22 protein-coding genes and 1 other annotated feature are annotated in these 22,369 nt (G+C 54.4%); of the genes, 6 read left to right on the top strand and 16 right to left on the bottom strand.

Features of this window, described 5'->3' with window-relative positions; translation table 11 throughout:
- Positions 1-22: 22 nt before the first annotated feature.
- Positions 23-964 (bottom strand): bifunctional riboflavin kinase/FAD synthetase, encoded by a 942-nt coding sequence (gene ribF, locus HA50_RS03310; protein ID WP_084872569.1) that lies wholly within the window; start codon positions 962-964, stop codon positions 23-25.
- Between the two features lie 318 nt (positions 965-1,282).
- On the opposite strand from ribF, the gene rpsT reads away from it, so the two are divergent.
- A complete protein-coding gene (rpsT, locus tag HA50_RS03305; protein WP_084872566.1) occupies positions 1,283-1,546 on the top strand; it encodes a 30S ribosomal protein S20 in 264 nt (87 codons plus the stop codon).
- A 60-nt stretch (positions 1,547-1,606) separates the two neighbouring features.
- Here the strand turns inward: rpsT and nhaR are convergent, their stop codons facing one another.
- The 4 genes from nhaR to dnaK form a co-directional block, all read right to left on the bottom strand.
- Complete coding sequence (gene nhaR, locus HA50_RS03300) at positions 1,607-2,500, bottom strand: transcriptional activator NhaR (protein WP_084872563.1); 894 nt, start codon at positions 2,498-2,500, stop codon at positions 1,607-1,609.
- A gap of 21 nt (positions 2,501-2,521) precedes the next feature.
- Complete coding sequence (gene nhaA / locus HA50_RS03295; RefSeq protein ID WP_084872560.1) at positions 2,522-3,694, bottom strand: Na+/H+ antiporter NhaA; 1,173 nt, start codon at positions 3,692-3,694, stop codon at positions 2,522-2,524.
- 177 nt (positions 3,695-3,871) lie between these two features.
- The gene (gene dnaJ, locus HA50_RS03290; protein WP_084872557.1) at positions 3,872-5,017 is read right to left on the bottom strand and encodes a molecular chaperone DnaJ; all 1,146 of its coding nucleotides are present in this window, start codon (positions 5,015-5,017) and stop codon (positions 3,872-3,874) included.
- Positions 5,018-5,117: 100 nt separating this feature from the next.
- Entirely contained in the window at positions 5,118-7,028 is a 1,911-nt protein-coding gene (gene dnaK, locus HA50_RS03285; protein WP_084872555.1) for a molecular chaperone DnaK, read from the bottom strand.
- Between the two features lie 274 nt (positions 7,029-7,302).
- On the opposite strand from dnaK, the gene satP reads away from it, so the two are divergent.
- Positions 7,303-7,869 carry an acetate uptake transporter gene (gene satP / locus HA50_RS03280; RefSeq protein ID WP_084872552.1) on the top strand — a complete coding sequence of 189 codons (567 nt, stop codon included), beginning with the start codon at positions 7,303-7,305 and terminating at the stop codon, positions 7,867-7,869.
- A 35-nt stretch (positions 7,870-7,904) separates the two neighbouring features.
- Here the strand turns inward: satP and HA50_RS03275 are convergent, their stop codons facing one another.
- From HA50_RS03275 to tal, 3 genes are all read right to left on the bottom strand, one after another.
- Positions 7,905-9,215, bottom strand: coding sequence for an MFS transporter (locus HA50_RS03275; RefSeq protein ID WP_084872549.1), 1,311 nt, complete (start codon positions 9,213-9,215; stop codon positions 7,905-7,907).
- Between the two features lie 113 nt (positions 9,216-9,328).
- Positions 9,329-9,916 (bottom strand): molybdopterin adenylyltransferase, encoded by a 588-nt coding sequence (mog, locus tag HA50_RS03270; protein ID WP_084872546.1) that lies wholly within the window; start codon positions 9,914-9,916, stop codon positions 9,329-9,331.
- 126 nt (positions 9,917-10,042) lie between these two features.
- Positions 10,043-10,996 carry a transaldolase gene (gene tal / locus HA50_RS03265; protein WP_084872543.1) on the bottom strand — a complete coding sequence of 318 codons (954 nt, stop codon included), beginning with the start codon at positions 10,994-10,996 and terminating at the stop codon, positions 10,043-10,045.
- A gap of 213 nt (positions 10,997-11,209) precedes the next feature.
- Here tal and yaaA point away from each other — a divergent pair, with 213 nt between their 5' ends.
- A complete protein-coding gene (gene yaaA / locus HA50_RS03260) occupies positions 11,210-11,986 on the top strand; it encodes a peroxide stress protein YaaA (RefSeq protein ID WP_084872540.1) in 777 nt (258 codons plus the stop codon).
- A 56-nt stretch (positions 11,987-12,042) separates the two neighbouring features.
- On the opposite strand, the gene thrC is transcribed toward yaaA, so the two are convergent.
- The 5 genes from thrC to HA50_RS03235 form a co-directional block, all read right to left on the bottom strand.
- Positions 12,043-13,326, bottom strand: coding sequence for a threonine synthase (thrC, locus tag HA50_RS03255; RefSeq protein ID WP_084872537.1), 1,284 nt, complete (start codon positions 13,324-13,326; stop codon positions 12,043-12,045).
- Between the two features lie 3 nt (positions 13,327-13,329).
- A complete protein-coding gene (gene thrB, locus HA50_RS03250) occupies positions 13,330-14,259 on the bottom strand; it encodes a homoserine kinase (protein ID WP_084878312.1) in 930 nt (309 codons plus the stop codon).
- Positions 14,260-14,261: 2 nt separating this feature from the next.
- Positions 14,262-16,724, bottom strand: a complete 2,463-nt coding sequence (gene thrA / locus HA50_RS03245) for a bifunctional aspartate kinase/homoserine dehydrogenase I (protein ID WP_084872534.1) — start codon at positions 16,722-16,724, stop codon at positions 14,262-14,264.
- 28 nt (positions 16,725-16,752) lie between these two features.
- Positions 16,753-16,875, bottom strand: a sequence feature (Thr leader region).
- A complete protein-coding gene (gene thrL / locus HA50_RS03240) occupies positions 16,811-16,882 on the bottom strand; it encodes a thr operon leader peptide (RefSeq protein WP_084878310.1) in 72 nt (23 codons plus the stop codon). It overlaps the preceding feature by 65 nt.
- A 185-nt stretch (positions 16,883-17,067) precedes the next feature.
- The gene (locus HA50_RS03235) at positions 17,068-17,772 is read right to left on the bottom strand and encodes a tRNA/rRNA methyltransferase (RefSeq protein WP_084872532.1); all 705 of its coding nucleotides are present in this window, start codon (positions 17,770-17,772) and stop codon (positions 17,068-17,070) included.
- A gap of 609 nt (positions 17,773-18,381) precedes the next feature.
- Here HA50_RS03235 and arcA point away from each other — a divergent pair.
- Complete coding sequence (gene arcA / locus HA50_RS03230) at positions 18,382-19,098, top strand: two-component system response regulator ArcA (protein ID WP_084872530.1); 717 nt, start codon at positions 18,382-18,384, stop codon at positions 19,096-19,098.
- Between the two features lie 70 nt (positions 19,099-19,168).
- Here the strand turns inward: arcA and creA are convergent, their stop codons facing one another.
- Positions 19,169-19,642 carry a protein CreA gene (creA, locus tag HA50_RS03225; protein WP_084872528.1) on the bottom strand — a complete coding sequence of 158 codons (474 nt, stop codon included), beginning with the start codon at positions 19,640-19,642 and terminating at the stop codon, positions 19,169-19,171.
- 195 nt (positions 19,643-19,837) lie between these two features.
- Between creA and robA the strand changes: the two genes are divergently transcribed.
- A complete protein-coding gene (gene robA / locus HA50_RS03220) occupies positions 19,838-20,713 on the top strand; it encodes an MDR efflux pump AcrAB transcriptional activator RobA (protein WP_084872525.1) in 876 nt (291 codons plus the stop codon).
- A 105-nt stretch (positions 20,714-20,818) separates the two neighbouring features.
- On the opposite strand, the gene gpmB is transcribed toward robA, so the two are convergent.
- Positions 20,819-21,466 (bottom strand): 2,3-diphosphoglycerate-dependent phosphoglycerate mutase GpmB, encoded by a 648-nt coding sequence (gene gpmB, locus HA50_RS03215; RefSeq protein WP_084872523.1) that lies wholly within the window; start codon positions 21,464-21,466, stop codon positions 20,819-20,821.
- A gap of 51 nt (positions 21,467-21,517) precedes the next feature.
- Here gpmB and yjjX point away from each other — a divergent pair, with 51 nt between their 5' ends.
- Entirely contained in the window at positions 21,518-22,036 is a 519-nt protein-coding gene (gene yjjX / locus HA50_RS03210; RefSeq protein WP_084872521.1) for an inosine/xanthosine triphosphatase, read from the top strand.
- Here the strand turns inward: yjjX and trpR are convergent, their stop codons facing one another.
- The gene (gene trpR, locus HA50_RS03205; protein ID WP_084872518.1) at positions 22,037-22,360 is read right to left on the bottom strand and encodes a trp operon repressor; all 324 of its coding nucleotides are present in this window, start codon (positions 22,358-22,360) and stop codon (positions 22,037-22,039) included.
- Positions 22,361-22,369 lie beyond the last annotated feature (9 nt).

The following is a 22,369-nucleotide window of genomic DNA, read 5'->3' as shown; positions in this document are numbered from 1 at the left end:
TCTCGGTTCCGTATTTCGGTCATTAAACCGGTGTTTTTAGCCCAAAAAAATGTCGGGCCGTCACCACATCTTTCGCTATTTGTTCTTTCAGGGCATCCAGCGAGGCGAAACGCTGTTCGCTGCGAATCTTATGCCTCAGCACCACTTCAATGTGACGCCCATAAAGATTCATATTTGTGTCGAGCAGGTGAACTTCAAGCTGCTGACGCAGACCTTTTACCGTCGGGCGCGTACCAATGTTGGCAACGCCAGGGATAGGTTCGTCACCCAGGCCCAGTACTTCAACCGCAAATACGCCTTTCACCGGCGTTACCGTGCGGCGTAAAGGGATATTTGCGGTGGGAAAACCAATGGTGCGCCCCAGTGCATCACCGTGCACCACGCGGCCTGAAATGCTGAAGGGATGGCCCAGCAATGCCTGCGCCTGAGCAAAGTCATCCTGCGCCAACGCCTGCCGCACCGCGGTACTGCTGATGCGTATACCAACACCATCACAAAAAGTCTGGGTGCTGATGACATCAAAGCCATATTCCGTACCGGCTTTCTGTAATAACAGGAAATCGCCCTGGCGACCAGCACCAAAGCGGAAATCATCGCCGACTGCGAGGAATTTGACGTTCAGCTTTTCCACCAGCAGTTCAGCGATAAAGCTTTGTGCCGAATGGGCAGCGAAGCGGCGATCGAAGCGGACACATAACACCTCATCCACACCTGCCTGCTGTAAATACTTCAGCTTTTCACGCAGACGCGTCAGGCGTGCCGGCGCTTTATCACCGGCAAACAGCTCCAGCGGCTGTGGTTCAAACAGCATCACTATCACCGGCAACTGGCGCTTACGGCCCTCTTCAATCAGCTCTGCCATCAATGCCTGATGGCCGCGATGGAAACCGTCAAAATTACCAATGGTCAGGACGCAGCCGCGATGCTGCTCATTGAGATTGTAAATACCGCGGATAAACTTCATGGCTGACTCAAACCGGTGGAAATCGGCGGATTATACCCTTGAATAGCGTTCAGGTTAACCCGTATACGTGCCTTTCCTGCGTCTGCGACAGCTTATTCCGCGTGCAAGCAGGGGCTTAGGTGCGATCTTGAGAATTTTATTGCGAAATACTGTATTCAACGAGGTGATGCTGGTAGAATCTTGCGCCATCAATTACGTAACCGGGTGTCGTTTGTAAAACGACGCTTATTTGCACAAATCCATTGACAAAAGAAGGCACAAAAGGCATAGTCCTCGGCCTTTGATTTGTCCATATAGAACACATTTGGGAGTTGGACCTTGGCTAATATCAAATCAGCTAAGAAACGCGCCGTAACATCTGAGAAACGTCGCAAGCAAAACGCGAGCAACCGTTCTATGATGCGTACTTTCATCAAGAAAGTATACGCGGCTATCGCAACAGGCGACAAAGCTGCTGCGCAGAACGCATTCAACGAAATGCAACCGCTCGTGGACCGTCAGGCTGCTAAAGGTCTGATCCACAAAAACAAAGCTGCACGTCATAAGTCAAACCTGACTGCACAGATCAACAAACTGGCTTAATCGCCCGTCTGTTAATCGCTTTGTGAAAGAACCGGCGCTAAGCCGGTTTTTTTCTGCCTGTTATTTGCCGCTGAACAACGTGCTGAAGTCACCATGACAGATGCGCTGCACCGCCGGATGCTGAATCATACGCTCGGCAAAAATCACGTGATACTCCTCCATCACCGCGTCCAGACGCCCCATCTCCTGAATCGTATCATCACGATAAATGGCATCACCGTAGAGCGTAGGGGCGACAAAAATCGCGTTATGCTGCGCACCAAACGCCTTCATTAATGCGGCATCATCAAACTCGCCAAGAATCTCAACCTGCAATCCCTGGCTGTGGATCCAGTTCAGCAGCTTACGTCCCAGCATGGAACGACGGCCTGGAATCAGCAAACGCCGCTGTTCCAGACAGGCAGGGAAAGCCTGTTCCGGCCAGGGCGCGCTGCACCAGAAACTGACCGGACACTCGCCCAGCTTGACCGAGAACAGCCCCTCCTGCTGCGTCGAATCAATCGGGCAGTCGGAAACGATCATATCCAGTTTATGCTGGCTCAGTTGCTCCAGCAGCAGCTCGTGCGTCGATTCAAAGCAGCGCAGATGTATCTTCTCATCGGCCACTACCGCCGCCTCCAGCACCTTACTGACCAGTTGCTTGGACAACGCATCGGCGATGCCGACATCAAACAACAGATGGGATTCCTTGCGGTAGTTGACGATATCGAGCATTTCCTGGCTCAGCATAAACATGCGATCGGCATAGCGAAACACCAGCTGCCCCAGCTCCGTCGGAACCAGCCCACGTCCCTGGCGGCGAAACAGTTTGCCTTGCAGACGGTCTTCCAGCGCCTTGATCTGCCCGGTGATGGTTTGCGGCGTGAGGAATAACGCCTCCGCCGCACCGACAATCGAACCCTCACGGCAGACATGCCAGAAGTAATAAAGATGGTTGTAGTTGATATGTGACATCTGCGCTCTCCCTGCGTCAGCTTATGCCACCTGACGCGGCAGACGTCGCCACAGCAGGAAATAACCGACGATGGCTGAGATTATCGATCCCAGCAAGATACCCAGCTTCGCCAGCGTGATCAGCTGGGGAGCGGCTTCGCCATACGCCAGCGAGGCAATAAAGATCGACATGGTAAAGCCGATGCCGCACAGCACGCCGACGGCAGCGATATCGCGTAGCGAGGTATTATCGGGTAACTTCGCTACCCCGGTTTTTACACCAAGCCAGCAAAACAGCGTGATGCCAAGGGGTTTACCGATAAACAGCCCCAGCATGATGCCGAGCGGCAGCAGCGAGAACAGGCTACCAGGTGTCACTCCTGCCAGCGAAACGCCAGCATTGGCGAAGGCAAACAGCGGCAGAATCAGCCAGCGTACCCACGGATGCAACGCGTGCTCCAGATGGATGGCCGGAGAATGGCCTTCTTTCTTCTTCAGCGGGATCAGGAAACCCACCACCACGCCCGCCAGAGTGGCATGCACGCCGGATTTCAACACCGCGGTCCACAGCACCAGCCCCACCAGCAAATACAAACCGGTGTTACGCACATTCAGCAGGTTCATGATGCCCAGCACCACAATCGCACCTGCCGCCACACCCAGCGACAACACGGAAAGATCGCTGGTATAGAACAGCGCGATAATCACGATAGCGCCCAGATCGTCAATGATCGCCAGCGCCATCAGGAAAATTTTCAGCGCAGGCGGAACCCGGCTACCCAGCAGTGCCAGGATACCCAGCGCGAAAGCGATATCAGTTGCGGTGGGAATGGCCCAGCCGCTGCGGGTGGCTGCATCACCGACGTTAAAAAGCAGGAACACTAAGCCGGGTACTACCATACCGCCAAGCGCCGCAATCAGCGGGAAAATCGCCTGATCGCGTCGGGCCAGCGCCCCCATCACCATTTCGCGCTTCACTTCCAGGCCAACCATCAGGAAGAACACCGCCATCAGCGCATCGTTGATCCACAGCAGCAAATTTTTGCTGATGTCCAGCGCACCAAAGCGGAACTCCACCGGAATGTTAAGCAGGTCGAGATAACCCTGGTGGGTGTTGGTGTTGTTAGCCAACAGCATGGCAATGGCCGCGGCAATAATCAGCACGACGCCGCTGCTGGCGTCGCTGTTAAGCAATTTTTTCAAACGTATATTCACGTCCAGATTCCTTGTTGTAAGCGAATAGTAAAAAGGCGATTAGCTTAACGACAATATTAACTCGAAAAAAACAGATTATTTATTAGGCCAGGTTCGAAAAAACCGAATGATTGCGGGAAAGCAGGCAATAAAAAAGCCAGCGGCGTAGCGCTGGCTTTCAGGATGACGCAGAAAAACTTAGCGGGTTAAGTCGTCAAAAAACTTCTTCACGCCATCAAAGAAGCTCTTGGAGCGAGGGCTGTTTTTCTCACCGGTCGGGCCGCCAAAACTCTCTTCCAGTTCACGCAACAGCGCTTTCTGTTTGTCATTCAGGCTAACCGGGGTTTCCACCACCACGCGGCACAGCAGGTCACCCACCGCACCACCACGTACTGATTTCACACCTTTACCACGCATGCGGAACAATTTACCGGTCTGCGTTTCTGACGGTACTTTCAGCTTCACACGACCATCCAGGGTCGGCACTTCAATCTCGCCACCCAGGGCTGCCATCGCGAAGTTGATCGGCACTTCACAGTACAGGTTGTTATCTTCACGTTCGAAGATCGGGTGTTTTTTCACTGACACCTGAACATAAAGATCGCCAGCCGGTGCGCCATGCTCACCTGCTTCCCCTTCTCCGCTCAGACGGATACGGTCACCGGTATCAACGCCAGCCGGGATTTTCACCGACAGGGTTTTCGAACGCTCAACACGACCGTGACCATGACAGGCGTTGCACGGATCTTTAATCACCGAGCCGCGACCATGACAGGTCGGACACGCCTGCTGCACAGTGAAAAAGCCCTGGCGCATCTGCACCTGACCGGCACCATGACAGGTCGGACAGGTTTGGGGTTGCGTACCCGCCTTCGCGCCGCTGCCGTGGCAGACCTCACACTCTTCCAGGGTTGGAATGCGGATCTCTTTGGTCACGCCGCGCACCGCTTCTTCCAGCGTCAGGTCCATGTTGTAGCGTAAATCGGCGCCACGGGCAGCACGCTGACGGCGGCCACCACCAAAAATATCGCCAAATACGTCGCCAAAGATATCGCTGAAATCAGCACCACCGCCACCGAAGCCGCCGCCGCCAAATCCACCACCGCCCATGCCGCCTTGTTCAAACGCTGCATGACCGTACTGGTCGTAGGCCGCACGCTTCTGTGCGTCGGTCAGAATTTCGTAGGCTTCCTTAACCTCTTTGAATTTCGCTTCGGCTTCTTTATCGCCCGGGTTACGGTCCGGGTGATACTTCATCGCCAGGCGCTTATACGCCTTTTTGATTTCGCGCTCATCTGCCGATTTAGAGACGCCTAAGATCTCGTAAAAATCACTCTTCGCCATCTTCTGCCCTTAACATGATCGCACGGGCGTGGAGAGATCTCCTACGCCCGTGCTGGTTTCAACGGCTGTCAGGCCAGCCGTCGCGCCCGGTCAGGGGCAATTATTTTTTATCTTTAACTTCTTCGAATTCAGCGTCGACTACGTCGTCATCTTTCTTCGCGGAAGCGTCGCCAGCGTCAGCTGCGCCTGCCTGACCCTGCTGCTGTGCCATTTCCATCAGTTTGCTGGAAACCTGCATCAGAGCCTGCATCTTCGCTTCGATTTCGGCTTTGTCTTCGCCTTTCAGCGCGGTGTTCAGATCGTTCAGCGCAGATTCAATCGGTGCTTTGTCATCGGCAGACAGCTTGTCACCGGCTTCATCCAGCTGCTTACGGGTGCTGTGCGCAATCTGGTCGCCCTGGTTACGCGTCTGCACCAGCTCTTCGAATTTACGGTCAGATTCCGCATTCGCTTCCGCGTCGCGTACCATTTTTTCGATCTCTTCTTCGTTCAGGCCAGAAGAAGCTTTAATGGTGATCTTCTGCTCTTTACCGCTGTTTTTGTCTTTCGCCGACACGTGCAGGATACCATCCGCATCGATGTCGAAGGTGACTTCGATCTGCGGCATACCGCGCGGTGCAGACTGGATACCGTCGAGGTTGAACTGGCCCAGAGATTTGTTGTCGCTGGCACGTTTACGCTCACCCTGCAGCACGTGAATGGTCACGGCAGACTGGTTATCTTCAGCAGTCGAGAACACCTGGCTGTGTTTGGTCGGGATGGTGGTGTTCTTGCTGATCAGCGAAGTCATCACACTACCCATGGTTTCAATACCCAGTGACAGCGGGGTTACGTCCAGCAGCAGCACGTCTTTCACGTCACCACCCAGCACACCACCCTGTACCGCAGCACCTACGGCAACGGCTTCATCCGGGTTCACGTCTTTACGCGGTTCTTTACCAAAGAACTCGGTAACTTTGGACTGAACCAGCGGCATACGCGTCTGACCACCCACCAGGATGACATCGTTGATGTCAGAAACTGACAGACCAGCATCCTGCAGTGCCACTTTCAGCGGCTCAATAGAACGCGCAACCAGGTCTTCAACCAGTGATTCCAGTTTCGCACGGGTCACTTTGATGTTCAGGTGCTTAGGACCAGTCGCATCCGCAGTGATGTACGGCAGGTTCACATCAGTCTGCTGGGCAGAAGACAGTTCGATTTTTGCTTTCTCTGCAGCTTCTTTCAGACGCTGCATCGCTAGCGGATCGTTGTGCAGATCGATGCCCTGATCTTTCTTGAACTCAGCAACGAGGTAGTTGATCAGACGGCTATCGAAGTCTTCACCACCGAGGTGGGTATCACCGTTGGTTGCCAGAACTTCAAAGGTTTTTTCGCCATCAACTTCGTCGATTTCGATGATGGAAATATCGAACGTACCGCCGCCCAGGTCGTATACCGCGATGGTGCGGTTGCCCTGGCCTTTGTCGAGGCCGTAAGCCAGCGCCGCAGCAGTCGGTTCGTTAATAATACGTTTTACTTCCAGGCCCGCGATACGGCCAGCATCTTTGGTGGCCTGACGCTGTGCATCGTTGAAGTAAGCCGGAACGGTAATCACCGCTTCAGTCACTGGCTCACCGAGGAAATCTTCCGCGGTTTTCTTCATTTTTTTCAGCACTTCCGCAGAGATCTGCGGCGGAGCCATTTTCTGGCCTTTCACTTCCAGCCATGCATCACCGTTATCTGCTGCGGTGATTTTGTACGGCATGATTTTGATATCACGCTGCACTTCTTCGTCCTGAAAACGACGGCCAATCAGGCGCTTAATCGCGAACAGAGTGTTCTGCGGGTTAGTCACCGCCTGACGTTTAGCCGGTTGACCGACCAGAGTTTCGCCATCCTGTGTATAAGCAATAATTGAAGGCGTGGTACGATCGCCTTCGGCATTCTCCAGCACGCGTGCTTTAGTGCCGTCCATAATCGCAACACAAGAGTTGGTTGTACCCAGGTCAATACCAATAATCTTACCCATCTAAACGTCTCCCACTTAAATTCTGTGCCAAATTGGGTTGTGAAGCAGAGATGCGGGCAATTCTTGCCGCTTTCAACTGCCTGAGCAGGCTTTTTTTCCTGCTCCACAACACTCGATGACAACTAGATGGGGCCGCTTCGAAGCGCATCAAGGGTTAAAACTAAAAAATTTTAATTATCTCCCCCCTTTCAGATCAAAGATGCCCTTGTGGTGGCTGATTATTATGCAGCGCCCCCACAACGAGGGGTCTACACAACATTACCTCTGAGGAACTATGCGCAACATCTCTCTGGCGAATCCTGCGCCGCTGGGCTTAATGGGTTTCGGTATGACCACCATTCTGCTCAACCTGCACAACACCGGACTCTTCGCGATGGACACCATCATTCTGGCGATGGGCATCTTTTATGGCGGCCTGGCGCAAATTTTTGCTGGCCTGCTGGAATTTAAAAAAGGTAACACCTTTGGTCTGACGGCGTTTGCCTCTTACGGGAGCTTCTGGCTGACGCTGGTGGCGATTCTGCTGCTGCCCAAAATGGGACTGGCGGAAGCCGCCGATAGCCATTTCCTTGGCGCCTATCTCGGCTTATGGGGCGTATTCACGCTGTTTTTGTTCTTCGGTACTCTGACCGGCCCATTGATGCTGCAATTTGTTTTTGCCAGTCTGACGGTGCTGTTTGCCATGCTGTCAATTGGGCATTTGATCGATAACACCCTGCTGGTACGCATAGGGGGTTGGATCGGCCTGGTGTGCGGTGCCAGCGCCATCTATCTGGCGATGGGCGAAGTGCTGAATGAACAATGGGGAAGGACTATTCTGCCGATTGGTGCCACCCGCTGATAGCCACGCGGAGCCTGCTGGCTCCGCGTGAACATTTATGAGGTGTGGATGGGGCCATCAAGCTGCACACTTTCCTGCCGGTTATCGCGCAACAGCCAGATACCCACGACGAAGCCAATACCCGCCAGCGCCAGTACATACCAGGCGGGAGCCATCGGCGTCAGACGCATCATTAGCGTCACGCTAATCGGGGTCAGACCACCAAAGATGGCGTAGGCGACGTTATAGGAGAAGGAGATACCGGTGAAACGCACCGACGCCGGGAAGGCGCGTACCATCACAAACGGCACCACCCCCACAACACCAACGCACAGTCCCGCCAGGCCATACCAGACAAACAACATCTCTGGCGTCCCGTCGAGCTGATGGAAGAAATTCCAGCTGGCGATAGCCAGCAACAATGACCCCACCACCAGCGTGCGCGCCGCACCGAAGCGATCGACCACCCAACCCGCGATGACGCAGCCAAACAGCAGCATCACCGTGGCAACGCTGTTGGCCTGCAAACTGAGCGCAGCCGGAATCGCGTGCTGTTTTTGCATCAGGGTTGGTGCCATCAGAATCACCACCACAATGCAGGCGGAGAGCAGCCAGGTCAGCAACATGGAAATCACAATGCTACGTTTGTGATGCGCCAGGATGGTTTGCAGCGGCAGTGTATCGGCCAGCGCTTTACGCTGCTGCATTTGCTGAAACACCGGTGTTTCATGCAGCCAGCGGCGCAGATACATCGCCAGCAGACCAAACACCCCGCCGAGGAAGAACGGAATACGCCAGCCATGATCGGCAATCGCCGCCGGGGTCAGTGAGGTATTGATAATGGTTGCCACCAGCGAACCGAGCAGAATCCCGGCAGTTAAGCCCGCCGTTAAGGTACCACAGGCAAAACCGACGCGTTTTTCCGGTACATGTTCCGCCACAAACACCCATGCGCCAGGCACTTCGCCACCGATAGCCGCTCCCTGCAATACGCGCAGTAACAGCATCAATAACGGAGCCGCAATCCCGATGCTGGCGTAGGTCGGCAACGCGCCCATCGCCAGCGTCGGCAGAGCCATCAGCAGGATACTCAGGCTGAACATCTTCTTACGCCCAACCTTGTCACCAAAGTGCGCCATGATGATGCCGCCCAGCGGACGCGCCAGATAACCTGCCGCAAAGATGGCAAAGGTCTGCACCTGACGCAGCCACTCCGGTATATCAGCCGGGAAGAACAGCTCACCGATGACCGCAGCGAAAAACACAAAGATGATGAAGTCGTAAAATTCCAGTGCCCCGCCAAGGGCAGCCAGCGCCAGGGTTTTGTAATCCTGTCGATTGAGGCGACGCGTTGAGTGCGAATCCATAACGTACCGGTATCCAGAGGCAAAATTAGTGTAGTTGTAAAGTTATACTTACTATACCGTCAATTTTTTGCCACACCAGTAAGACTGAATTTTATGCCTGAAAATGACGATTTTCAGACGTTTGTTTCCCGCCTCGCGCTTTTTGGCCGAAATGCTGCTACCACCTGCGGGTTTGTTTCGACATAAGGCCCCTCCAGCAACTGTAAACAATATGGTACAGCCGCAAAGATGCCCGGTACTTTTACGCTACCGTCTTCCGCTTTGAGCCCTTCCAGCGTTTCTTTGATCGATTTTGGCTGACCAGGCAAATTGAGGATCAGCGATTGTTTGCGGATCACCCCGACCTGGCGCGACAGGATCGCTGTCGGCACAAATTGCAGGCTGATTTGACGCATCTGCTCGCCAAAGCCCGGCATCTCACGGTCGGCCACCGCCAGGGTGGCATCCGGCGTCACGTCACGACGCGCCGGTCCGGTGCCGCCGGTGGTTAACACCAGATGGCAAAAAAGCTCATCAACCAGTTCACAAATCGCCTGCTCGATCATCGGCTGTTCATCCGGCACCAGCCGGGTTTCGATCTCAAATGGCGTGGTTAGCGCGCTGCCGAGCCAGCTCTCCAGTGCCGGAATACCCTGATCCTGATAAATACCGTTCGCAGCACGATCGGAAACGGAAATTAATCCAATACGTAATGTATCCATAGAGTTATCGCTGTGGTTTACCGCAAGCGGCATAAATATAAAGGGGGATTTAAGAAGGATAATACAAAGCGAAAGGGAGAATAAAGATTAAAACCGTGGCGAACGGCGTCGCCACGGTGTCATCACTTACAGCAGTTCGGCAATCATCTTCTCAAGTTTGCCCTGGTCGATGGCAAAGTTACGGATGCCTTCAGCCAGTTTGGTCACCGCCATCGGATCCTGGTTGTGCTGCCACAGGAACTCGGATTCGGTCATTTTTGCCGGACGCGCTTTCACTTCGCCGCTGTAGCTCAGTTTACGCTCAACCGCGCCTTCGCTCTCAGCCAGCTCTTTCAGCAGGTTCGGGGAGATAGTCAGACGGTCACAACCGGCCAGCTCAATGATTTCGCCGACGTTACGGAAGCTCGCGCCCATCACCACGGTTTCGTAACCGTGCTGTTTGTAGTAATCGTAAATCTCAGAAACAGAAACCACGCCCGGATCTTCGTGCGCAGCGTACTCTTTCTTGTCGGTGTTGGCTTTGTACCAGTCAAGAATACGGCCAACGAACGGAGAGATCAGGAACACGCCCGCTTCTGCACAGGCACGCGCCTGGGCGAAGGAGAACAGCAGGGTCAGGTTACAGTTGATGCCTTCTTTTTCCAGCTGCTCCGCGGCGCGGATGCCCTGCCAGGTAGAAGCCAGTTTGATCAGGATGCGATCGTTGCTGATGCCGGCATCGTTATACAGTTTGATCAGGCTGCGGGCTTTGGCGATGCTCGCTTCGGTGTCATAAGACAGGCGCGCATCCACTTCAGTCGAAATACGACCCGGGATCAGTTTGAGAATTTCCAGACCAATGTTGACGGCCAGCTTGTCAGAAACCAGCTGCAATTGTTCTTCTTTGTTGCTGCTCTGCTGACGCGCCCAGCTAATAGCTTCGTCAATCAGTTTACGGTATTCAGGGATTTGAGCGGCATTGAGGATTAAAGAAGGGTTGGTGGTTGCATCCTGCGGTTGATAAAGTTTCATCGCCGCGATATCACCGGTGTCGGCGACCACAGTAGTCAGCTGACGCAAGGAAGTAAGTTTGTCCGTCATGGTTCTCTTTTCTCTTTGGTTGACTGTCAGGGTGAAAAAGGCTGTTGCGATAATATCACGCGGGAACCACGGTGCAAGGTCGTGGCGTGCCCTTTACTAAGCATTCGCAAATGGGAGCGATTTGCCGATCCGTGCCGCTTTTTTGCTACACTCGCCCGAACGAATTTTCCGTTAATACCCTGATAAATATGCGGGTCAATCGAGGACACAATAATGCTGATGGTAATCTCGCCAGCCAAGACACTGGATTTTGAAAGCCCGCTTGCGACACAACAATTCACTCAACCGGCGCTGTTAGAAAAGTCACAACAGCTGATTGATGTCGCCCGCGACCTGTCACCGGCACAAATTGCCTCGCTGATGGGCATCAGCGACAAACTGGCGCATCTCAACGCTGACCGTTTTAATGACTGGCAGCCGCCTTTCACGCTGGAGAATGCGCGTCAGGCGATTCTGGCATTCAAAGGTGATGTCTATACCGGTTTGCAGGCGGAGACCTTCAGCGATAAAGATTTTACCTTCGCTCAGCAGCATCTGCGCATGCTGTCGGGTTTGTATGGTTTGCTGCGCCCGCTCGATCTGATGCAACCGTACCGGCTGGAGATGGGGATCAAACTGGCGAACCCCGCCGCGAAAGATCTGTACGGCTTCTGGGGAGATTTGCTGACGGAGAAGCTGAATGCAGCGCTGGCGGAGCAAGGTGATGATGTGCTGATTAACCTCGCCTCAGATGAATATTTCAAAGCCATCAAACCGAAGAAACTGGCCGGACGCCTGATCAAACCGGTCTTCCTCGATGAGAAGAACGGCAAATTTAAGGTGATCAGTTTCTATGCCAAGAAAGCGCGTGGCCTGATGAGCCGTTATGTCATCCAGCATCGCCTGAGCAAGCCGGAACAATTGAAGAAATTCGATGTGGATGGGTATTTCTTTGCGGCGGCAGAGAGCAGCGAAAACGAGTTAGTGTTTAAGCGCCACGAACAGAAATAATCGCGCCGTTACACCGGATGAAAAAAATGGCTGGCATACGCCAGCCATTTTTTACGTTACTTCATCAAAAACGCACGCAACGGGGCGAAATCTGCTGCCATATCATGTGACAGCAGCGGCAGGTCAGCACGCTCAGCCAGGGCTTCCGGCAACGGCAGCGTCTGTTCCAGAATCGCTTCCACGCTCTCCTTAAACTTCGCCGGATGCGCAGTGCCGAGGAACAGGCCGTACTCACCTTCCTGTAACTGATCGCGCAGCAGACGATAAGCAATCGCCGCATGCGGTTCAGAGAGATAACCGATTGCCGCCAGCTCACGCATGGTGGCTTTGGTGGTCTCGTCGCTCACCGCACCGTAGGCCAGATCGCCCAGACGCCAGGTTTTGCGGCGGAACAACTCTTCCACGCGCGGCCAGTTGTTCGGCTGGCTCACATCCATCGCGTTGGACAGCGTTGCCACGGTGGCATGCGGTGTCCATTCACCCTTGGCGAGGAAGCGCGGTACGGTATCGTTGGCGTTGGTGGCCGCGATAAAACGTTTGATCGGCAGACCAAGTGATTTTGCCAGCAGGCCTGCTGTCAGGTCGCCAAAGTTGCCGCTCGGCACCGACACCACCAACTGGTTGCGTTTTTCCTGTGGCAGTTGGGCTACCGCTTCGAAGTAGTAGCAAATCTGTGCCAGCAGACGGCTGATATTGATGGAGTTAGCCGAGTTCAGGCCAATCGCCTTTTTCAGCTCCTCATCATCAAACGCCTGCTTCACCAGCGCCTGACAGGCATCGAAGTCGCCATCGATGGCGATGGTTTCGATGTTGCCGCCCAGGGTACAGAACAGCTTTTCCTGCAACGGGCTGATTTTGCCCTGCGGGTAGAGGATTACGACACGCACGTTTTCCATGCCGTAAAACGCATGCGCCACCGCAGCACCGGTGTCGCCTGAGGTGGCAGTCAGAATGGTGATCTTCTCATCGGCACCACTCACGTAGGAAAGCATCTGCGCCATAAAGCGGCCGCCGAAATCTTTAAACGCCAGCGTCGGGCCGTGGAACAGTTCCAGACAGGCCACATCGTCACTGACTTTTGCTACCGGTGCCGGGAAGGCAAACGCGGCTTTGACACGTTCAGCCAGCTGATGGGCGGCGATTTCATCACCGATAAAAGCCGAGAGGATTTTGCTGCTGCGAGTGACAAAATCCATCTCCAGCATCGCGTCGATATCGGTCAGTTCAAATTCCGGCAGTTCGAGCGGGAAAAACAGCCCCTGCTGTGAGCCGAGGCCCTGCTTCACTGCCTGAGCGAAGCTCACCTGCTCGTTATGATCCTTAAGGTTGTAGAGTTTCATGCGTTATCCCAATTTACGTGCGCCAGCCGTATCAAGACGGCAGATGTGGACGAAACCTTCTTCATTCTGCAGATAGTGCTGGCTCAGCCAGTCTGCCATCCGCTGTGCCGTTGCCATCTCGTTGCAAACGGCGAAAAGCGTCGGGCCGGACCCCGAAATACCACAAGCCAGTGCACCGATATCGGCAGCGGCTTTACGCGCTTCGGCAAAGCCCGGCAGCAGTTTGGTGCGATACGGCTCGGCCACCACATCCTGCATCAGTTTAGCCGCAAGCGCGGGCTGACCGGTGTGACAGGCGTGGATAAAACCGCCGAGCAGACGGCCATGCTTGATAATGTCCTGCTTACGATATTGCGCTGGCAGAATGGCACGCGCTTCGGCGGTGGAGACTTTGATGCCCGGATAGGCCATCACCCACAGCCACTCATCAAACGACGGTACTGGCTGGCTGATGATGCCATCCTCTTCAATCATCAGCTGTACGCCGCCGAGGAAACAAGGTGCCACGTTGTCGTAATGCACGCTGCCGGAAATACGCCCTTCCAGTTCGCCCATCAGCGCCAGCAGTTCAGTGTCGTTCAGCGGCTTGCCGCAGAATTCGTTCATCGCCATCAGGCCTGCTACCACTGAGCAGGCACTGGAACCGAGACCCGAACCGATCGGCATGTTTTTTTCCAGCGTCATCGCCACCGGGACTTCTTTGCCAATCGCTTCACAAAAACGCTGCCAGCACTGGTAAACAATGTTTTCCTGGGGATTGGTCGGCAGTTTGCTGACAAAGCGCCCTTCGTTCACCAGGCTAAAGCTGTCGGCTGCGACAACCGACACACAATCACCCAGCAGGGTGCCATCCACCGGCGAAACTGCCGCGCCCAGCACATCAAAGCCGACGCTGACGTTACCTATCGAGGCCGGTGCATAAATTTTTACCATCATCAAACTCCCAACTTCCACGACAGAGTGCGCAGCAGATCGGCAAATACGCCAGCGGCTGTCACATCATTCCCGGCACCGTATCCACGCAGAACCAGCGGGATCGGCTGATAATAACGGCTGTAGAAAGCCAGCGCGTTTTCGCCATTTTTGACTTTAAACAGCGGATCATTGCTATCCACCGCATCAATTTTCACCTTGCAGGCCCCACCCTCTTCGATGGCGCCGACGAAGCGTAACACTTTACCTTCATCACGTGCTTTGGCAACGCGCGCCGCAAAGGCGTTATCCAGTTCCGGTAAACGCTGCATAAATTGCTCAACGTCGGCAATCTCCGTCAGGCTGGCAGGCAGCAGCGGCTCAATCTCGATATCGCTCAGCTCCAGCTGATGTCCCGCTTCACGCGCCAGAATCAGCAGTTTGCGCGCCACATCGGTGCCGGAGAGATCGTCGCGCGGATCCGGCTCGGTAAAGCCGAGTTCACGGGCCATGTTGGTTGCTGCCGACAGTGACACACCCTCATCCAGCTTGCCGAAAATAAACGACAATGAGCCAGAGAGGATACCGGAGAATTTGATCAGCTCATCACCGGCATTCAACAGATTTTGCAGGTTTTCGATCACCGGCAGACCGGCACCCACGTTGGTGTCATACAGGAACTTGCGGCGTGATTTCTCTGCGGCGGCGCGCATCTGCTGGTAGTAATTCCACGATGAGGTGTTGGCCTTTTTATTCGGCGTCACCACGTGGAAACCATCAGCAAGGAAATCGGCATATTGATCGGCCACTGCCTGGCTGGAAGTACAATCGACGATCACCGGGTTCAGCAGATGATACTCCTTCACCAGACGAATCAGGCGACCGAGGTTGAACGGCTCTTTGGCTTCCGCCAGCGCCGACTCCCAGTTGCTGAGATCGATGCCGTGCACGTTGGTCAGCAAGGCGCGTGAGTTAGCGATGCCACAAACACGCAGATCAATATGCTTCTGCTTCAGCCAGGCCTGCTGGCGATGCAGCTGCTCCAGCAGCGCAGCACCCACGCCACCCACGCCGACCACAAACACTTCGATCACCTGATCGGTGGCGAACAGCATCTGGTGAACGACACGCACCCCGGTGGTGACTTCATCGTTGCTGACCACGGCGGAGATAGAGCGCTCAGACGAACCCTGCGCAATCGCCACGATGTTGATATTGGCGCGCGCCAGTGCGGAAAAGAACTTGGCAGAGATGCCGCGCAGCGTGCGCATGCCATCCCCGACCACGGAAATGATCGCCAGCTGCTCAACCACTTCGAGCGGATCCAGCAGGCCATCTTTCAATTCCAGATAGAATTCGTCTTCCAGCACGCGACGCGCACGCGCCAGCTCGTTCTGCGGTACGCAGAAGCTGATGCTGTACTCAGAAGACGATTGGGTGATCAACACCACCGAGATGCCGGTACGGGACATCGCAGCAAACACGCGTGCCGCCATACCCACCATGCCTTTCATCCCCGGACCGGAGACGTTGAACATCGCCATGTTGTTCAGGTTGGTGATGCCTTTTACCGGATTCTCATCATGCTCGCCTTCGCCACCGATTAAGGTGCCCGGCGCTTGCGGATTGGCGGTGTTTTTGATCAGGCAGGGAATCTGGAACTGGGCAATCGGGGCGATGGTGCGGGGATGCAGAACTTTAGCACCAAAGTACGACAGCTCCATCGCTTCCTGATAGGACATGGATTTCAGCAGACGCGCATCCGGCACCTGGCGCGGGTCGCAGGTATAAACGCCATCCACGTCAGTCCAGATTTCACAACAATCGGCGCGCAAGCAAGCCGCCAGCACTGCTGCCGAGTAGTCAGAACCGTTACGGCCCAGCACCACTAGCTCACCACGCTCGTTACCGGCGGTGAAACCGGCCATCAGGATCATATGATCCGCCGGAATCTGGCTGGCAGCGATACGGCGGGTGGATTCCGCGATATCAACAGTCGATTCCAGGTAATGCCCCACCGCCAGCAGTTTTTCCACCGGATCGATCACCGTGACCTTGTGGCCACGCGCCTGCAACAGCGCTTCCATGATGGCAATCGACAGCTTCTCACCACGGCAAATAATGGCGGCATTCACCGCATCCGGGCACTGCCCCAGCAGGCTGATGCCATGCAGCACTTGTTTCAGCTGAGCAAATTCGAGATCAACACGGGTTTTTAAGCCATCAAAATCGAAGCCAGGCTGAGTATCGGCCAGCCCCTGCAACAGGTCGGCAAAAATACGTTCGGCATCGCTGATATTCGGCAACGCATCCTGCCCGCTAATGGTTTTCTCAATCATCGCAACCAGATGATTGGTAATTTTCGCTGGCGCAGAGAGTACGGTGGCGACCTGTCCCTGTTGCGCATTGCTTTCCAGAATGTCTGCCACGCGGAGAAAACGTTCCGCATTGGCTACTGAGGTCCCGCCGAATTTCAGCACTCGCATGGTTGAAGCTCTCCTGAATTTTTTGCCGAAAAAAAAAGCCCGCACTGTTTAGGTGCGGGCTTCTTTTTTTGTTTTTCCTGTATGCGTCAGCCCGCACCGTTACCTGTGGTAATGGTGGTGGTAATAATAATTGTGGTGTTCAGGCTGATTGTACGCATTGAGATTTTTTTCTGTCTGTCTTGATTGTCCGTCTGCCTTCCAGAATTAAAGCAAAGTGCCGGTTAAGTCAACGAATTTGTCCTTTGCTGGATTTTTCGCCACTACGCAGTGCTACGCTTTGCCCGGAAAATGCTATCGGGATCGTTCAGCAAATAGCCACAACTCCCGATCTGTCACTATAAACTCAGGATTTACCCGAGTTATTATCTATAAGTTTTTTTTCTACATCATGCAGCAGGCGATGCAGCATGGCGCTGTCGCGCTGCTCCAGCAAACCGATGCGTTGATCGATCCAGTCAGCCATCTTGGCATCGTCGCTGACCTCAAGGCGCACCAGTAATTGCTGGAAACGCGCGCGTAGTGCCTGCAATTGCTGAGCGTCGGCCCGCTCTGCTGCTGGAGCCGCCACCTGATTCAGCGCCGCAAGCTGATAGCAGTACACCATCACCGCCTGGCCGAGATTCAGCGAGGGATAATCATTGGCCATCGGGATCCCGGTCAGCAGATCCACCTGGTCCAGTTCCTCGTTAGTTAACCCGCTATCTTCACGACCAAATACCAGCGCAATGCGGCTCAGCCACTGGCGTTTCTCCTGCAAAATGGTTTCCACCTTAGCGGGCGTGGCGTAGTAACGAAACTTCGCCCGGCTGCGGGCGGTGGTGGCGACAGAGAAGTCCACATCCTGTAATGCCGCACCCAGCGTGTCATAAGTTTTTACGCTATCAAGGATCTCACCCGCGCCATGTGCCACACGCCTGGCTGCCGGGTCCTGCCAGGCATCGCTGGCAACAATACGCAACTCGCTAAATCCCATGGTTTTCATCGCACGGGCTGCCGCACCGATATTTTCTGGTCGGGCGGGAGAGACAAGAATGAGGGGGAAATGCATGATTTTTCCATCGAACTGTTAACAACGCGGCCTATGTTGGCATGCAGACCGCAAAATACCAACCATAGCGCTATAAGAAAATAAGATGTTAAGGATGTTAAAAGCGAATAAAACCGATGGGTAGCATAAATTAACGGATTAAAGCTAAATTTCCGGACCATTTTAATATAAAAGCATTAGATATCATCTTATTGAAATATAATTTCCGGCAGATTTTTGTTTTGCTATTATGCAGCTGAAATGTAGCAAAAATGCTGCTTTTTGTGAGCTAAGCTGGCATTCCTGGAGAAGTTTTTCATAAAAGTGTTAACGTGCTACACTTGCATTTGATATAAGTCAACGAAGCGTTGTTTTTATGCTTATCGGTTGTTGTTGGTGCTGTTAGGTTGCTGTTAATACGGTTAGGATAAGCGCCAGTCCGATACCCACGGGGCACGCAAATATTCATCCTGACTGGCTGAGCTAACACTGAAGTTGACGTAGATGGATGGTGTATTCCGAAGATTATTTCGTACACCGGTTGTGAACGGCATACTGTTATTACCCGCAGTAAGTTCAACCGCCGTACGCCCTGTTTTCGATTTGTTGGCAAATTTTAGGTAGCGAAACATGCAGACCCCGCACATTCTTATCGTTGAAGACGAACTGGTCACGCGTAACACCCTCAAAAGTATCTTTGAGGCGGAAGGTTATGTGGTCTATGAAGCCACCGACGGCGCCGAAATGCATCAGGTCCTGACGGAAAACGACGTCAACCTGGTGATCATGGACATCAACCTGCCTGGAAAAAACGGCTTGTTGCTGGCACGTGAATTGCGTGAGCAGGCGAACGTCGCACTGATGTTCCTGACCGGCCGTGATAATGAAGTGGACAAAATTCTTGGTCTGGAAATTGGTGCGGATGATTACATCACCAAACCATTCAACCCGCGTGAGCTGACCATCCGTGCGCGCAACCTGTTGTCACGCACCATGAATCTGGCGATGCCGAATGAAGAGCGCCGTCAGGTGGAAAGCTACCGTTTCAACGGCTGGGAGCTGGATATCAATAGCCGCTCACTGATCAGCCCGAACGGCGAGCAGTACAAACTGCCGCGCAGTGAATTCCGCGCCATGCTGCACTTCTGTGAAAACCCAGGCAAAATTCAGACCCGTGCTGATCTGCTGAAGAAGATGACCGGTCGCGAGCTGAAGCCGCATGACCGCACCGTGGATGTCACCATCCGCCGCATCCGTAAGCATTTCGAGTCCACACCGGATACGCCAGAAATCATCGCCACCATTCACGGCGAAGGTTACCGCTTCTGCGGCGAGCTGCAGGACTGAGTTATCCGCAAAAAAAACGCCGTCTAGCTAGCTAGAAAACGCCCGTCAGGGCGTTTTTTATGGGCGATGATCAGTGCCACGGCATGATCGGCACCGCGCTGAGCGCGTTCTTCGGTGAGCCTTCGACCACTTTGTCGGAATAAGCCAGGTACACCAAAGCATTGCGCTTTTGATCATAAAAGCGTACAACCTGCAACTTCTTAAAAACCAGCGATGTGCGCTTCTGGAACACCACATCCCCCTGCGCCTTACCCTGTGCAATTTTATCGCTAAGCGTTACCGGTCCAACCTGCTGGCAGGAAATCGCCGCGTCGGAAGTATCCTCCGCCAGGCCTAATCCGCCCTTGATCCCACCGGTTTTTGCCCGGCTGATATAACAGGTTACATTTTTTACATCGGGGTCATCGAAGGCTTCCACCACGATCTTATGATCGGGACCAAACATCTTGAACACCGTGTCAACAGAGCCGATCTCCTCAGCAAAGAGGGGGCCAGAGAAAGCGAAAGTTGCCAGGGTGACTATAAGAAGGCGAGTTACTGTCATTGAGTTACCATTGCAAACGGAATAGATGAGAATGTAATGTACTGGCAATTGGTAACAGAACCAAACCAAATGGGTAACAACCCGCATTGATGTAGCACAGTCGACTTACAAAACCGCCCTCTCGCCTTTTTGCATTTCGTGCTATTATTCGACGACTTCATAAGTTGCGCCACCAGAGAGTTATGAGGATGTTTTATGGACCAAGCCGGTATCATTCGCGATTTGCTTGTCTGGCTGGAGAGTCATCTGGATCAACCCCTTTCACTGGATAATGTCGCCCTGAAAGCGGGTTACTCCAAATGGCACCTGCAGCGCATGTTCAAGGACGTGACAGGCCACGCGATCGGCGCGTATATCCGCGCACGCCGGCTGTCGAAGGCAGCGGTCGCATTACGTCTGACCAGCCGCCCGATTCTCGACATCGCCCTGCAATACCGTTTCGATTCCCAGCAGACCTTTACCCGCGCGTTCAAAAAGCAGTTTAACCAAACGCCCGCCTGGTATCGTCGTTCGTCAGACTGGAACTCCTTCGGTATCCGCCCCCCCATCCGTCTGGACGATAATCACCTGCCTGAGCCGCAGTATGTCACCCTGCCGGAAACGGTGCTGGTGGGTCAGACGCAAATTTACAGCTGCACGCTGGAACAGATCTCCAGCTATCGTGACGAAATGCGTGTGCATTTCTGGAAGCAGTTCCTGCTGGAAACCGACACCGTGCCGCCGGTGCTCTACGGCCTGCATCAGGTACGTGCCAGCCACGAGAAAGATGATGAGCAGGAAATTCTCTACACCACCGCAGTGACGGCCGATCAGTTAGGGAAAAGCATGCAGTCTAACCAGAGCGTGATTCTGGAAGCGGGTGATTATGTGCAGTTCACCTATACCGGGCCGCGCACTGCGTTGCAGGAGTTTATTCTGCTGCTGTACGGCACCTGTATGCCAACGCTGGGTCTGGTACGTCGTCAGGGGCAGGATATCGAGCGCTTCTTTACCCACGGCGGTAAAAAGCGTAGTGAGCCGCCAACGGAAATCCGCTGCGAATACCTGATTCCGATTCGCCCGGCGCAGTAGCTAATCGCGACTGGCATCTTGCACATTCCACGTAGCGGCGCGATTTATCGCGCGGGTTTAAAAGACGCGCGATAAATCGCGCCGCTACGAATTTGAACAAGCGTGTCAGCGCTGCAATTCATCCAGCGCGGGTGCATCGAGGTGCGATACATCGCCCGCCGTTTCCACCACCCAGCCCGCCGCCAGCCAGGCGCTCTGCTGATGATCAACGCGTGAGATTGAGCAGTTACGCAGACGCAAACGACGCTCCGCATGCGCCGGTAAGCCAAGAATGGTGCTCACCAGCACCCCCAGCGCCATACCGTGGCTGACAATCAGCGGACGGCTACCTGCCGGTAAGTCAAGGCAGGCATTCAGCGCTGCGTGCATACGCGTCGCCATTTCCGCCATCGACTCTCCGCCAGGGATACGGCCACCTTCGGTGCCATCCACCAGCGTTTTACGCCAGCTTTCCTCTTCCGGCGTCAGGCCGTCGAGGGGGCGCTTCTCTAACACGCCCATATTCAGTTCGCGCAGACGCGCATCGACAGTGACGGTGCAACCGCAGGCATCCGCGATAATTTCTGCGGTGCGCCGGGTACGTCCTAAATCGCTGGCAATCACGTGGGTAATGCCCAGCGATTTAACGCGCTCGCCCACCTGATGGGCCTGCTGTTCACCTGTTTCCGTCAGCGGACTGTCGGACTGCCCCTGAATGCGTCGGGCCGCATTCCAAACCGTTTCACCGTGACGAACAAGATAGACCTGTAGCATGCTTAATTTCCGTTATACTGCGACAAATTTGCCTTGAGGGTTCAAACAATTATGTACCATGTTGTCGCAGCCACCATCAACCCGGCAAAAATCCGCGCGATTGCACAGGCGTTCAACGACGTTTTCGGCGAAGGATCCTGCCATATTGAGGGGGTCGAGGTCGAGAGTGGCGTTGCTGCCCAGCCGCTTAGTGATGCCGAAACGCGAACTGGCGCACGTCAGCGCGTCGTCAATGCGCGTGAGAAAAAAGCCGATGCCGATTTTTGGGTGGCGATAGAAGCGGGTATCGAGGGCGATAGCGCCTTCGCCTGGATGGTAGTGGAGAATGCACAGCAGCGCGGTGAATCGCGTTCTGCCAGCTTTACGCTGCCACCGGTAGTGATGCGCGGCCTGGCCGCAGGTCACGAGCTGGGTGATGAAATGGCGCGCTTAACCGGTGTGGAGAATATCAAACACAAAGGTGGGGCGATTGGCGCCTTTACGCACGGCCTGCTGACCCGCTCCAGCGTATATCATCAGGCGTTGATTCTGGCACTCTGCCCGTTCACGCATCCGCTGTATCAGCAGTAATCAGGCGCGTCCCAGACGCGCTTCCAGCCAGCGTTTCAGCTCCGGCGGCGCTTCTTTCAGGCTGTTGGAGCCACGGGTGATCGTGGCTATACCGACGCCCAGCTCGTTTTTCAGTTCGCGCTGGCTCATCTCACCGTTCATCAACTCTTCAATAATCCGCAGACGCGTACCGTAAGATTCCCGCTCATCCGGGGTCATCATCAGATGCAGCAACGGCAATGCCACGCCATCGGCGTAGGCGTTTTGCATCAGTTCGACAAAACGCAGCCAGTTATCTTCAACAGGCTGTGCCGATTCCGGCTGGGAAGAAAGGGGTTGGCTCATGAAGGGCTT

The sequence above is a fragment of the Pantoea cypripedii genome, assembly GCF_002095535.1.
GTDB lineage: Bacteria > Pseudomonadota > Gammaproteobacteria > Enterobacterales > Enterobacteriaceae > Pantoea > Pantoea cypripedii.
The sequence above is the reverse complement of the archived record's forward strand: the minus strand, read 5'-3'. Positions and strand labels throughout refer to the sequence as shown.

Bases quoted from the DNA above. Each gene is read 5' to 3' on its own strand.
- ribF (WP_084872569.1), bottom strand. From the start codon at position 964: ATGAAGTTTATCCGCGGTATTTACAATCTCAATGAGCAGCATCGCGGC.
- nhaR (WP_084872563.1), bottom strand. From the start codon at position 2,500: ATGTCACATATCAACTACAACCATCTTTATTACTTCTGGCATGTCTGC.
- dnaJ (WP_084872557.1), bottom strand. From the start codon at position 5,017: ATGGCGAAGAGTGATTTTTACGAGATCTTAGGCGTCTCTAAATCGGCA.
- dnaK (WP_084872555.1), bottom strand. From the start codon at position 7,028: ATGGGTAAGATTATTGGTATTGACCTGGGTACAACCAACTCTTGTGTT.
- satP (WP_084872552.1), top strand. From the start codon at position 7,303: ATGCGCAACATCTCTCTGGCGAATCCTGCGCCGCTGGGCTTAATGGGT.
- HA50_RS03275 (WP_084872549.1), bottom strand. From the start codon at position 9,215: ATGGATTCGCACTCAACGCGTCGCCTCAATCGACAGGATTACAAAACC.
- mog (WP_084872546.1), bottom strand. From the start codon at position 9,916: ATGGATACATTACGTATTGGATTAATTTCCGTTTCCGATCGTGCTGCG.
- tal (WP_084872543.1), bottom strand. From the start codon at position 10,996: ATGACGGACAAACTTACTTCCTTGCGTCAGCTGACTACTGTGGTCGCC.
- yaaA (WP_084872540.1), top strand. From the start codon at position 11,210: ATGCTGATGGTAATCTCGCCAGCCAAGACACTGGATTTTGAAAGCCCG.
- thrC (WP_084872537.1), bottom strand. From the start codon at position 13,326: ATGAAACTCTACAACCTTAAGGATCATAACGAGCAGGTGAGCTTCGCT.
- thrB (WP_084878312.1), bottom strand. From the start codon at position 14,259: ATGGTAAAAATTTATGCACCGGCCTCGATAGGTAACGTCAGCGTCGGC.
- thrA (WP_084872534.1), bottom strand. From the start codon at position 16,724: ATGCGAGTGCTGAAATTCGGCGGGACCTCAGTAGCCAATGCGGAACGT.
- HA50_RS03235 (WP_084872532.1), bottom strand. From the start codon at position 17,772: ATGCATTTCCCCCTCATTCTTGTCTCTCCCGCCCGACCAGAAAATATC.
- arcA (WP_084872530.1), top strand. From the start codon at position 18,382: ATGCAGACCCCGCACATTCTTATCGTTGAAGACGAACTGGTCACGCGT.
- creA (WP_084872528.1), bottom strand. From the start codon at position 19,642: ATGACAGTAACTCGCCTTCTTATAGTCACCCTGGCAACTTTCGCTTTC.
- robA (WP_084872525.1), top strand. From the start codon at position 19,838: ATGGACCAAGCCGGTATCATTCGCGATTTGCTTGTCTGGCTGGAGAGT.
- gpmB (WP_084872523.1), bottom strand. From the start codon at position 21,466: ATGCTACAGGTCTATCTTGTTCGTCACGGTGAAACGGTTTGGAATGCG.
- yjjX (WP_084872521.1), top strand. From the start codon at position 21,518: ATGTACCATGTTGTCGCAGCCACCATCAACCCGGCAAAAATCCGCGCG.
- trpR (WP_084872518.1), bottom strand. From the start codon at position 22,360: ATGAGCCAACCCCTTTCTTCCCAGCCGGAATCGGCACAGCCTGTTGAA.